We start from the raw sequence: 12,960 nt of genomic DNA, 5'->3' as shown, positions 1-12,960 counted from the left end.
ATGAGATCGCATCACTATTTATTTATCCTAGTCGGAATTCTTTTTACCGGTTGCGGTGCCTATTTCAATCAGCCTACAGGAGTAGAAAAAGCTACTTTGGGCGAGAGTACGCCGGCGACCTCATTGCTAAAAGAATTGCCTAAGCCAAAAGAACCAGTCATAGTAGGAGTCTATAAGTTCAGAGACCAGACCGGACAATATAAACCGCAGGAAAACGGAAGCAGTTTTAGTACGGCGGTCACTCAGGGTGCCACTTCAATTTTGATTAAAGCACTTGAAGATTCCAAATGGTTTATTCCTATCGAAAGGGAGAATATAGGCAACTTACTTCAGGAACGAAATCTAATTCGGGCAACTCGCCAGGAGTATATTAAAAATGCAAATCCAAATGAACCACAATTAACGCCTTTGCTGTATGCCGGAGTTTTATTGGAAGGCGGTATCGTTTCGTACGATTCGAATATTATTACCGGAGGTTTTGGAGCGCGTTATTTTGGAGCAGGAGGTTCGGTTAAATACCGTCAGGATCGGGTGACGGTTTATTTGCGTATGATCTCGACTTCCAATGGGAAAATTTTAAAATCAGTTTATGTTTCCAAAACTATTTTATCACAGGCAATTGATGAAAGTTTATTTAGATATGTGAATTTTAAAAGACTTTTGGAAGTAGAAACCGGTTATACTACTAATGAACCGGTTCATATGGCCGTGACAGAAGCAATAGAAAAAGCGGTAGAATCTTTGGTTTTAGAAGGAATTAAAGACAATATCTGGCAGGCCGATGCACCAAAAGAAAAAGTTGATGCACTGTTGGAAGCCTACAGTAAAGAAACCGAAACAGCAGAAGCAACGGCACTTTATGGAAGACTTTTAGAAGAACGCAGAAGTAAATTTGCTATGGAAATTTCCGGTGGAGGAACATTAATGGACGGTGATTATGCCAATCCAATTGTAAGACCTTTTGGTAGAGGAGCGTTGAAGTTTTTTATTTCTCCCAGTTTAGATATCAGTGCTTCTACAAACGTGGTAAATCTTGCGAATAAAAACTTACTCGACGTTGGTTACATCACCTTCGATCTTAATCTGGAATGGATCATACTGCCCCGGGACCGGTTTACGCCTTATGTTTACGGAGGTGGCGGATATGCGATGAATCGAAAATTTGAAAACGTTTACGGCAAATTTCAATACGGTTTAGGTCTTGAATATTTAGCATCGAGAAGAATCGGAATAAAAGTATTCGCAGAACAAAATGTAAATTTTAGCGACAATGTCGATTATATAAAAGCAGGAACCCGAGACGATTACTATTATAAATTCGGATTAGGTCTGACCTATTATTTTGCTAAAAATAAAAATAAAGCAAGTAAGAAAAACTAAAAGGATCTATGGAGTTGCATTCGAAAAAAGAGGGTACTCTATACGTTAAAATAAAGGAGGAGACAGCAGGAAGTTTAAACTTAAAAACAAATGAATAATGAAGTATTTATACAAAATAGCAAGCGTACTTTTTTTATTGTTTTTGACGGCATGCAGTGAAGAAAAAATAGACGAATCTCAGTTTGGAACAGTTTCAGGAAGAGTAGTTTCAGCAGATACTTTTACCCCTATGGAAAACGTAAAAGTATTTTCGAGTCCAACCTCTAGTATTGTATTTACAGGTGCTGACGGTAAATTTACTATACCTAATGTCAAAGTGGGTGAATATTCTTTTCAGGCTCAAAAAGACGGGTATATTGCCAAGTTTGAAGCTGTGACGGTTGGAGCTAATAAAGCGGCAGAAATTGTATTCGAACTTAAAAAATCAACAGCAAACAACAAACCGCCAACTGTTCCGGTATTGGCAGCACCAACAGATAATAGTACAGGGCAGGTGATTCCATTAGATTTGACTTGGACCGTAACCGATCCCGATGCAGACGAACTGACTTTTAAAATAACAGTAAGGAACAATAAAAACAGCGACGTAAAAGTCTATGATGCCGTAAAAGAGAAAAAACTAACCTTGACTGATCTGCTCTACGGTGTAAAATATTATTGGCAAGTTGAGGTAACAGATGGTGTAAATACCCCCGTTTTAAGTGCTTTAAGTAGCTTTACGACAATGGCATTTCCAACGGCACGCTATTTATTGGTTAAAAAAGTAAACGATAATAATGTAATTTATGCAGCCGATGATGCCGGGAAACAATACCAGTTAACCAGTTCCGACAAAAACAGCTGGCGTCCAAGGAGAAATAATCAGGCCAATAAAATCGCTTACATCGCAACAAATGGCTCTCAAAATGATATTTATACGATGAATTTAGACGGAACAGGAGCAAAAAAAGTAACCAGTTCGGTTCCAATTGCGGGTTTCAATTCAAATTATATAGGCTTCTCTTGGAATACTTCCGGCAGCGAACTGATTTACCCCAACTTCGACAAATTGTACAAAATAAGCAGTGACGGAAGTGGTCTCACAAAAATATACCAAACGCCAACAGGTAAGTTTATATCAGAATGTGATTGGAGTGCTGATGGAAAGAAAATTGCTTTGAAAGTAAATGATTCAGATGGTTACGGTGCTGAAATTTATGTCATTAATTTGTCGGGAGTACTAACAACATCGATTACTTCGGGAGAAGACGGAGCGTTGGGCAGCGTGAATTTTTCAGTTACCGGACAAAAGCTCGTTTATACCAAAGATGTTTCAGGATTTGAAAATTCGACCTACCGACAGTTAGATAGCAGAATTTTTGAATATAGTTTTCTAACGTCGACCTCCACCCAGATTGTAACGGAGAAGGTATCGGGAACAAATGATTTAGACGTTCGCTATTCGCCTAATGAATCCGAATTAATTTTCACGAACACGTCTAATGATGGTATTTCGGCGAAAAATATTTTAAAAACCAGTATCGGTATTGCCAATTCCAGACAGGTATTGTTTTCGGGAAGTTCAATGCCCGATTGGGAATGATTTAAGGAATGCTAAAAGTTTCAAAACCAGATTTAATAGCAGAATTCGGCATTGCCTAAAAACATGCCGAATTTTTTTGCGAATCAAGCAATTGAATCAACCAAAGAATTAAAAAAACTGATTATCTTTGCACCACATCAACACAAACTAATTTTCATGAGTTCAGATTCTAGCAAAAGGTACGCACAAAGAGGTGTTTCGGCATCAAAAGAAGACGTACACAACGCCATAAAAAATATTGATAAAGGTTTATTTCCACAAGCATTTTGTAAAATTGTTCCTGATTATTTAACCCAGGATTCAGATTATTGCCTAATCATGCACGCAGACGGAGCCGGTACAAAATCGTCTTTGGCCTATATGTATTGGAAAGAAACAGGAGATATTTCGGTTTGGAAAGGAATTGCTCAGGACGCTTTAATCATGAACATAGATGATTTATTATGTGTTGGTGCAACCGATAATATTTTACTTTCTTCCACAATTGGAAGAAACAAAAACTTAATTCCCGGTGAAGTGCTTTCAGCGATTATCAACGGAACAGAAGAATTAATCAACGAATTAAAATCTTTTGGCGTGACCATTCATTCAACAGGAGGAGAAACCGCAGATGTTGGTGATGTTGTTCGTACCATTATTGTAGATTCTACGGTAACGGCACGTATGAAACGCAGTGATGTTGTCGATAATGCAAACATCAAAGCGGGTGACGTAATTGTTGGTTTGGCTTCTTTTGGACAGGCCACTTACGAGAAAAGTTACAATGGCGGTATGGGAAGTAACGGACTTACTTCTGCACGTCACGATGTTTTCGGGAAATATTTGGCTGCCAAATATCCGGAAAGTTACGATGCTGCAGTTCCAGAAGAATTGATTTATTCCGGACAGGTTAACTTAACAGATGCGGTAGAAAACAGCCCGATAAACGCAGGTCAGTTGGTACTTTCTCCAACAAGAACTTACGCGCCAATTATCAAGAAAATTTTAGACACCTATACACCAAACGAAATTCACGGAATGGTGCATTGCAGTGGTGGAGCACAAACTAAAATTTTACATTTCGTTCAGAATTTACACATTATAAAAGACAATTTATTTCCGGTTCCACCATTGTTCAAGTTAATTCAGGAGCAATCAAAAACAGACTGGAAAGAAATGTATCAGGTTTTCAATTGCGGTCACCGTATGGAAATCTATGTACCGGAAGACATTGCACAGGATATCATCGCAATTTCAAAAGCATTCAATGTAGAAGCTCAAATTGTAGGTAGAGTAGAAGCCGCTGATGCTAAAAAATTGACGATCACCAGCGAGTACGGTACTTTCGAATATTAATTTTTTTAAGGTTCTGAGTTACAAAGTTTCTAAGTTTCTGAGATTTGTTCGCACAGATGAGACTGAAAACTGCGACTGTGAACTTTTGTAAAAGTTCTGAGTTGCAAAGTTTCTAAGTTTCTGAGATTTGTTCGCACAGATGAGACTAAAAACCGAGACTGCAAACTTTTGTAAAGGTTTTGAGTTACAAAGTTTCTAAGTTTCTGAGATTTGTTCGCAAAGATGAGACTGAAAACTGAGACTGCGAACTTTTGTAAAAGTTCTGAGTTACAAAGTTTCTAAGTTTCTGAGATTTGTTCGCAAAGATGAGACTGAAAACTGAGACTGAGACTGAGACCGAGAGCTTTCTAATTAAACAGCTACGCTTCTAATAGGAGCTAAAAAAAAATATTAATCCGATAAGCTATGTAAGTTCATCCAGGCACAACGCCAACAATTTAAATGAACTTACATAACTTATATGGTTTAAAAAAAACACTAGATTATGTACGAATTACTTTTTTGGAGATATTTAGACGAAATTTACCTGAACCATCATGAAGTTTATGAAGCTCTTGTGGAGAACGAAGAGGTAAATGGACTTGAAAAACTTCCGGTAGACGTAATTATGAACCGAATCAAATCGGTATTTTCTCAATGGGAAAAAGTCGATGAAAACAGTTGGAAAAACCCAAAAGGAAAAGGAGCATTTCAAGTAATCACCACTCCACAAAGCGTACGAATCGACTGTTACGGAACCGAAGGCAAAACAATGAATCAGTTGGTAAGCCTGATGGAAGAATTCAAATGCCCGTTGTACGACCCACAAGTACCGGAACGTTATGATGAAATGAGTGAGTAATCCGATTTCATTAAATTAAAAAAAGAACGATTTTCTAAAATAAATACTGCAATGAATTTTAGTTTTACCTCCACCATAATACTCGAAGACGACTCCGTTCTACTGCGTCCGCTACAGGAATCAGATGTAGAAAATCTATTGGAAATTTCTATTAATGAACCTGAAACCTGGAAATATTCTTTGGTAGGTGCCGATGGGAAAGAAAATCTGATTAACTATATTCAGTCTGCTATAAAAGCAAGAGAAAATCAAAAGGAATTTCCTTTTATTGTTTTCGATAAAAAGTCTCAGAAATATGCAGGTTCAACTCGTTTTTACGATATGAGTCTGGATTATAAAACCCTGCAATTAGGATATACCTGGTACGGTTCTGTCTTTAGAGGAACAGGACTTAACAAACATTGTAAATTTTTACTGCTACAATTCGCTTTCGAAACGCTGGGGATGGAACGCGTTGAATTTCGTGCCGATAATAATAACCAAAGAAGTATTGCCGCCATGAAAAGTATTGGCTGCAAAGTTGAAGGTGTTTTACGCAGCCACATGCCAACAGCCAATAGTGAAATCCGTCGTGATTCTATTGTTTTGAGTATTCTAAGAAACGAATGGTTTGATGAGGTAAAAGAAAATCTAAAGCAAAAATTGTAATTTTAGGTGCAATTAAAGTTGAACACGAATTACACGAATTTTCACGAATTAATTATTGAGATTCTTTGTGGGGAATTTTTTGCCACTGTTTAAAGGATTAAAATGATTAGGCAATGCTGTAGCTCACAAAGAAATTAGTGCAAATTGGTGTAATTCGTGGCGAAAAAAGGCTGGACACGAATTGCACGAATTTTCACGAATTAATTATTGAGATTCTTTGTGGGGAATTTTTTGCCACTGATTAAAGAATTAAAATGATTTGGCCAATGCTGTAGCTTACAAAGAAATTAGTGCAAATTGGTGCAATTCGTAGCGAAAAAAAACTACTTAACTTTTACTATTTGACTTGATGCTAAACCAAGATATTCAAAAGGAATTTAAATTACAGTCATTTTAATTTTTTAGAAACCAATTTTATTGTATTTTTCTACCCGGAAATTAAAACTTTAAGACTGAGTTACTAAATCGATTTTGTAATTGATTTTCAGTAGGTTAATGGATTGTTTTTTGGGCGTAAAATAGAGTGCAGTAATCGCATTTTAGGAACCGGTCGATTAATTAATTCTTTAATTGAAAGTGACTCTAATTAGTATTTCGAATATATGCACAAACAACCTCTATGGAGGAGTATTAACTTTCTAACGAATAATAAAACCAAAAGAATGATTAAACCAAGCATTTTAAAAGCTGTGAAGTATCGTAAAACCCTTTTGTTATCATCATTTTTGATGATTGCAGGTTCTTACACTATCGAAGCACAGCAAAAAAAGACAGATTTAAAAGATCTGATTCAGTATGTTGATCCAATGATTGGGACAGCCAAAATGGGGCATACCTATCCGGGTGCCACAGTTCCGTTTGGAAGTGTTCAGTTAAGTCCCGAAACCGATACAATTGCTTACGCTTCGAACGGGAAGTACAATGGCGAAGTTTATAAATATTGTGCCGGTTACCAATACGAAGACAAAACAATTGTAGGTTTCAGCCACACCCATTTTAGTGGAACAGGACATTCTGATTTGGGAGATTTTTTAATTATGCCCACAACCGGAAAATTGCAATTGAATCCCGGAACAGCCTCCAAGCCTTTGTCTGGCTATCGATCTGCCTTTTCGCATGCAACAGAAAAAGCAGAAGCGGCCTATTACAGTGTTCTTCTGGAAGATCATAATATCAAAGCAGAACTCACGGCTACAACGCGTGTCGGAATGCATCAGTATACTTTCCCTAAGTCAGATGAGGCACATATTATTCTCGATCTAACTTCAGGGATTTACAATTATGATAAAAAGAATGTGTGGACTTTTGTTCGCGTAGAAAACGATACATTAATAACAGGATATCGCCAAACCAGTGGATGGGCAAGAACCAGAACGGTTTATTTTGCCATGTCTTTCAGCAAACCTATTAAGAGTTACGGACAAGGTGCCCTTGAAAAAAGTGTGTACAGAGGTTTTTGGGGAAGATTTGATCAAACCAAAAATTTTCCTGAAATGGCCGGACGTGACCTGAAATTGTTTTTTGATTTTGATACTCAGGAGGGCGAAAAAATCAAAATTAAAATGGCTTTATCTCCTGTGAGTTCCGCCGGTGCTCTTGAAAATATGAAGAAAGAAATTCCGGACTGGGATTTCGAACGTGTTAAAAAACAAAGTCAGGAAGTTTGGAACAAAGAGTTGAATAAAATTCAAATCGAAGCCCTTCAAAAAGAAGATCTGGTTAATTTTTATACCGCGATGTACCATTCTTTCTTAGGGCCAACAGAATACATGGATCTTGATGGTACGTACAAAGGTTTGGATATGAATGTACACAAAGCCGATAATTTTCGTAATTATACCAGTTATTCTTTATGGGATACCTATAGAGCTTTGCACCCGTTGTTTAATATTGTACAACCGGCAAGAAATTCAGATATGATCAGTTCTATGCTGGCACATTCAGATCAAAGTGTACATAAAATGCTTCCGATCTGGTCACATTATGCCAACGAAAATTGGTGTATGATCGGTTATCATTCCGTTTCGGTAATTGCAGATGCTATTGTAAAAGGAAATACCAATTTTGATCGCGAAAAGGCACTTCAGGCTTGTGTGAATACCGCTAAAGTTCCGTATTACGACGGTTTAGAATTTTATATGAAAAAAGGGTACGTTCCGGAAGACAAAAACGGAGCTTCGGTTTCTAAAACTTTAGAATATGCTTATGACGACTGGGCAATTGCTCAGGCCGCTAAAAAACTAGGCAAAACCGAAATTTATAATGAATTTATTGAAAGGTCAAAAAACTATAAAAACGTGTATGATGCCAAAACAGGTTTCATGCGCCCGAAATTAAATGATGGAACTTTCAAAAAAGAATTTGATCCTTTAGATACACACGGACAAGGTTTTATTGAAGGAAATTCATGGAATTACAGTTTGTATGTACCGCACGACCCGGCTGAAATGATAAAATTAATGGGGGGTAATGATAAATTTAAGGTTCGTTTAGATTCTTTATTTAATATGCATCTGCCGGAGAAATACTTCGAAAATACAGAAGATATTACAAGAGAAGGAATCATCGGAAATTATGTTCACGGAAACGAGCCATCACACCACGTAGTTTATCTGTACAACTGGACCAATTCACCGTGGAAAGCACAAGACAAGATTAGAATGATTTTGAAAAAAATGTACCGTAACGGAGCTGACGGTTTAGGAGGAAATGATGATTTCGGACAAATGAGCGCCTGGTATATTTTTAGTAGTTTAGGATTCTACCCTGTTGCCCCTGGTTCTGACGAATATGCTTTAGGAAGTCCATTAGTAAAAAATGCGATTTTTAATCTGGAAAGCGGTAAAAATTTCGAAGTAGAAACGGTAAACCAATCAGATAAAAATGTGTTTGTGAGTAAAGTTCTTCTAAACGGAAAATTACTTTCAAAACCTTTCTTAAAACACTCAGATGTAATTAACGGAGGAAAAATCACTTTTTATATGAGTAGTAAGCCTAATAAGAATTATGGGTTATAAGTACCAAAACTAATAAAGAAGAATTTTTAATCTGACAGGTTTTTAAAACCTGTCAGATTTGTTATAAGTAATAAGTTAGTTAAATTTAAATTGTCCCCCTGAGCGAAGTCGAAGGGAGCTTTTAAAACAAACAGGGCTTCGACTTTGCTCAAGCCTGACAATCGGGTGGTATTGAAATTTGCGAAAATTATTGCAATTCGTGGCTAAAAAAACATTGCAAACAAAAAAGACAAACATAATGGAGTTTGCAAAAAACTTCACGAAATTTGCCTTTCAAATAAAATTACAATCACTATGAAAATAAATCTAAAATCGGGAATTGATAAATTGCTTTTCGGAATGAAGCAAAATGATGTAACGGCAGCTTTAGGAAAACCGGATAAAAATTACAACGACGAAGATGATAATGTAATTTTCGTATATAATGCCCAAAAAATCAGACTGACTTTTTATCAGGAAGAAGACATGAGATTAGGTTATTTAGTAGCTTCAGCCAATGATTTAGAAGTTTTTGGATTCAAACTAATCGGAAGAAAAATTGCTGATGTAAAGAAAGATTTGGCAACAAAAGGAATCACAAAATACAATCAGGAAACCTTTGATACTTTTGAGAATTACTTCAACGAAGACAACTGGTTTATTCTTCAAACCGAATTTGATGAAGTAGTAAAATTTGAAGTTGGAGCAATTATCAACGACAAAGACGAATTTGACTGGAAATTCCCGGTAAAAAAATAATTTTAAAACAAAGGCTTTTAGTAAAACTGAAAGCCTTTGTTGTTTTAGGGAAGGTTGTTATTCTAAAGGTGCAGCTCGTGAATTCGGTTGTTCTAGGGACGTTTTTGCCATTTTCGTTGTCCGAGAAATCACACGAGAAACTCCGCTAACTTTTTCCGCAATCTTGTCATTCTGAGGAACGAAGAATCCTCACAAGAAACTCCGTCCGCAATCTTTTCATTCTAAGGAACGAAGAATCCTCGCAAGAAACTCCGAAAAGCAAAATTCATGACAATCGATTCAGCGAACGAAGATTCTTCGTTTCTCAGAATGACGCACTAGGCGGTGGCTGCGTATATAATTTCTCATTTCAAATAACAGAAAAATCTGTAAATATAGTCTGTTATTTCAGGATCATCGTCAAAAAAAAACCGCAATCTTGTCATCCTTGACGAAGGAAGGATCTTCGTAAGTAACTCCACAAAGGATCATTTAAAGAGATGAGTATTATATTTTTTTATTTAAATAAGAAAAATCTTTCTTTTTAACTTCAAAAACAAATTAAAACTACTACTTTAGCTTTATGAAATTACAAGAAGGATATCATACTTACTACATTTATATAATTACGAACAAATCAAAGACTGTTTTATATACTGGAGTAACCAACAGTTTAAAGACTCGTTTGCATCAGCACAGTGAAAATTGCATAACGGGTAAAATAACTTTTGCGTCAAGATACAAAATAGAGTTTCTGCTTTACTATGAAAAATTTAATTGGATTCAAGAAGCGATTAGTCGGGAAAAAGAAATAAAAGGTTGGCGAAGGGATAAGAAAATGGAACTGATTAAAACAATTAATCCCGATTTGGATTTTTTGAATTATTTATTTGTTTAGAGCTGTAGAGATTTCGTGTTTTAATTCTTTGTAGAGCTACTTACGAAGATCCTTCCTTCGTCAGGATGACAAGATTGCGGTTAATCTTTGTCTTTTTTTCTTGTTTTGTAGCCTTAGATGATTCATACGTATGTTAGAAATCTTCTCAAAAAAGAGGTTATACATTCTTAAAATGTTGAGCTACTTGTAAAGATTCTTTATTCGAATGGCAATTTTTCCATAAAACATATTTTCATAAAAAAAACCGACAATCACTTGTCGGTTTTCATGGATTCAGATTAAAAAGATTACCCTTTTAACCAAGCATTTTTAAGTTTCTCTTTTGAAGCATCGGTAGCTTTAAAAGTTTCTGTTTCTTCGTATGGTAATTTTACAGTTCCTTTTATAGTTTGCGCTGCACCACCACGTTTAATTTGAAGCGTGATAGCATCATTTTCTTTCCAGTTTTCACTTTCTGTAATTAACTCATAGATGTTCGTTAATGAGTATGGTTTATTGTTTACTGATACAATGATATCACCACCTTTTAAGTTTAGATTTTTGAAAAAATCATTTGGCTCAATATCCGAACGAACCGCGATCTCTTTGGTTTGTTTGTCAATTGTGATATAAGGCGTTTGACCTTTTAAGAAAATTGAACCCGGTTTTTTCTCTGTTGCTTTTGTTACACCAACTTTAGCTAAATAGGTGTCATAAGGAATTGGAGTAGTACCTTGTACATATGTTTTCAGGAATTCACCCACTTCAGGATACGTCAATTCTGTGATTTTTGCAAAAAGTTCATTGTCGTTAAACGGTTTGTCTATACCATATTCATTAGATAATTTATGCATTAGATCAAGGATTCCTCTTTCTCCATTGCTTTTTTCTCTGATGATAATGTCAATACACATACCGATTAAAGCTCCTTTTTGATATACATTTAGGTATTGATCTTTATAAGGTTGCTCTAAAACATTCGCACTCATTACCGTAAAAGACATCGTATCGTTTAAACGTTTAGCTTGTTCGATTTTATCAGCAATACGAGTGTAGAATTCAGCTTCATCAATTAAACCTTGATTGATTTGAAAAAGATTCGCAAAATATTCTGTTACCCCTTCGTACATCCATAAATGCTCAGACATTTTTGGTGCGTTATAATCAAAATATTGAATTTCTTTTGAATGGATCGTTAATGGTGTTACGATATGAAAAAACTCGTGAGAAACCACATCTTTCATAGATTCTACCAACTTTTCTTTTGGCATAGATTCCGGTAAAACTACAGTCGTAGCAGTAGGATGCTCTAAAGCTCCAAAACCATGAGCGTCATCTTTAGCCATGCTTGATAAATACAATAAAACCGTGTATTTTTTTGTAGCATTTACTTTTCCTAAAAAGTTCTTCTGAGCGGTCATCATCGTTTTCATTTCCGGAGTGATACTTTCAGCCGTAAATTTTCCTGTTGGAGAATATACTGCGATCAAAATATCCATTCCGTTTACATTAAACGTAGTGTAATCCGGTTTAGAATACATAATCGGATTCTCAACCAAAACAGCATAACGTGGCGTAGAAAACACATCACTTGTTTTGCTTGCGTCTTCGTCTGTCATTGACGTTGCTCCCCAAAGTGCTTCAGGATGTGTGATGGTTACTTTATAAGGAACATCTAACTTATCTTTAAAATACCCAACAAAACCGTGTGTATTGACCATGAAGTTCACTCCCGCGTTGATATTAGTTCCGGCTGGTGAGAAAACATCGTCATTACCAAATCCGGTTCCTTTTTCAGTATCAAAAGTATCACCAACTAAATAGGTGATTTTTTTTAATGTTTTAGCATTTGAGATTGACCATGAATTATCGTCAATTCTTTTTACTGTTAATGCATTTCCTTTAGCGTCAAAAGCTTTGAAATCATCAGAATATTTACCGTAATTATCAGTAGAATAAGTTCCCGGTACTGTTTTAGGAATACTGTAAATTACCTCGTCTGTCTTGATTTGTGGAGGTGTAACGGTTACTAAAACCTTATCGTCTTTAACATCTGTAAGGTTAATGTTAACGTCGACCGTATTTGATTTTGCAGCTCCGGAAGAAGTACCGGTTTTACAGCTCCATAATGTTATGGCGAGCGCTAAAGTGTAAATTATTTTTTTCATTATGTTTGAGTTTAGTTATCTGTGTTGGACTGACAAAATGTAAAATTGTTACAGAATTGTCAGGAAACTTTTAAAAATAAAAAAAACTCCTGATTCACAGGAGCTTTATTTTAGTCTAGTTTGTTCTTTATATAATATTTGCCATCCAAATCTTCATCAAAATCATCAATTTTAACGGGTTTTGGTTTCGGTTTATTTGCTAAAGCTTTCTTTTTCCACATCTCAAATTTTTCAAGAGGCATCTTCTTCTTCAAGATTTCCAGTACTTCTTTTTCTGCCAATCCAAATTCTTTTTTGATAATTTCAAATGGATTCTTTTCTTCCAGGGCTAACGAAACAAGTTTTTCCGTTTGCTCCCAATTCAATTCTTTGCGGTTACTCTTTTTCATCTCGTG

At 35.9% G+C, this 12,960-nt stretch carries 10 protein-coding genes; 8 read left to right on the top strand and 2 right to left on the bottom strand.

What is annotated here, in order from left to right; all coding sequences use genetic code 11:
- From ACHRV3_RS03885 to ACHRV3_RS03850, 8 genes are all read left to right on the top strand, one after another.
- Complete coding sequence (locus ACHRV3_RS03885) at positions 1-1,380, top strand: CsgG/HfaB family protein (RefSeq protein ID WP_395433380.1); 1,380 nt, start codon at positions 1-3, stop codon at positions 1,378-1,380.
- Between the two features lie 97 nt (positions 1,381-1,477).
- Positions 1,478-2,962 (top strand): carboxypeptidase regulatory-like domain-containing protein, encoded by a 1,485-nt coding sequence (locus ACHRV3_RS03880; RefSeq protein ID WP_395433379.1) that lies wholly within the window; start codon positions 1,478-1,480, stop codon positions 2,960-2,962.
- Between the two features lie 156 nt (positions 2,963-3,118).
- Positions 3,119-4,297 (top strand): AIR synthase related protein, encoded by a 1,179-nt coding sequence (locus ACHRV3_RS03875; protein WP_047775801.1) that lies wholly within the window; start codon positions 3,119-3,121, stop codon positions 4,295-4,297.
- Between the two features lie 484 nt (positions 4,298-4,781).
- The gene (locus ACHRV3_RS03870) at positions 4,782-5,138 is read left to right on the top strand and encodes a hypothetical protein (protein ID WP_230005116.1); all 357 of its coding nucleotides are present in this window, start codon (positions 4,782-4,784) and stop codon (positions 5,136-5,138) included.
- Positions 5,139-5,189: 51 nt separating this feature from the next.
- Positions 5,190-5,786: a GNAT family N-acetyltransferase gene (locus ACHRV3_RS03865; RefSeq protein WP_395433378.1), complete on the top strand. Its 597-nt coding sequence runs from the start codon at positions 5,190-5,192 to the stop codon at positions 5,784-5,786.
- 662 nt (positions 5,787-6,448) lie between these two features.
- Positions 6,449-8,803: a GH92 family glycosyl hydrolase gene (locus ACHRV3_RS03860; RefSeq protein WP_395433377.1), complete on the top strand. Its 2,355-nt coding sequence runs from the start codon at positions 6,449-6,451 to the stop codon at positions 8,801-8,803.
- Between the two features lie 294 nt (positions 8,804-9,097).
- Positions 9,098-9,541 carry a hypothetical protein gene (locus tag ACHRV3_RS03855; RefSeq protein WP_047775680.1) on the top strand — a complete coding sequence of 148 codons (444 nt, stop codon included), beginning with the start codon at positions 9,098-9,100 and terminating at the stop codon, positions 9,539-9,541.
- A 562-nt stretch (positions 9,542-10,103) separates the two neighbouring features.
- A complete protein-coding gene (locus ACHRV3_RS03850) occupies positions 10,104-10,418 on the top strand; it encodes a GIY-YIG nuclease family protein (protein ID WP_395433375.1) in 315 nt (104 codons plus the stop codon).
- A gap of 287 nt (positions 10,419-10,705) precedes the next feature.
- On the opposite strand, the gene ACHRV3_RS03845 is transcribed toward ACHRV3_RS03850, so the two are convergent.
- The gene (locus tag ACHRV3_RS03845; RefSeq protein ID WP_230005119.1) at positions 10,706-12,565 is read right to left on the bottom strand and encodes a peptidase M61; all 1,860 of its coding nucleotides are present in this window, start codon (positions 12,563-12,565) and stop codon (positions 10,706-10,708) included.
- A gap of 110 nt (positions 12,566-12,675) precedes the next feature.
- On the bottom strand, positions 12,676-12,954 hold the full coding sequence (locus ACHRV3_RS03840) for a DUF2805 domain-containing protein (RefSeq protein ID WP_047775685.1): 279 nt from the start codon (positions 12,952-12,954) through the stop codon (positions 12,676-12,678).
- Between the last annotated feature and the right edge of the window lie 6 nt (positions 12,955-12,960).

This window comes from Flavobacterium sp. FlaQc-49, assembly GCF_044005985.1.
GTDB lineage: Bacteria > Bacteroidota > Bacteroidia > Flavobacteriales > Flavobacteriaceae > Flavobacterium > Flavobacterium cupriresistens.
This window is presented reverse-complemented; position numbering and strand designations above follow the sequence as displayed.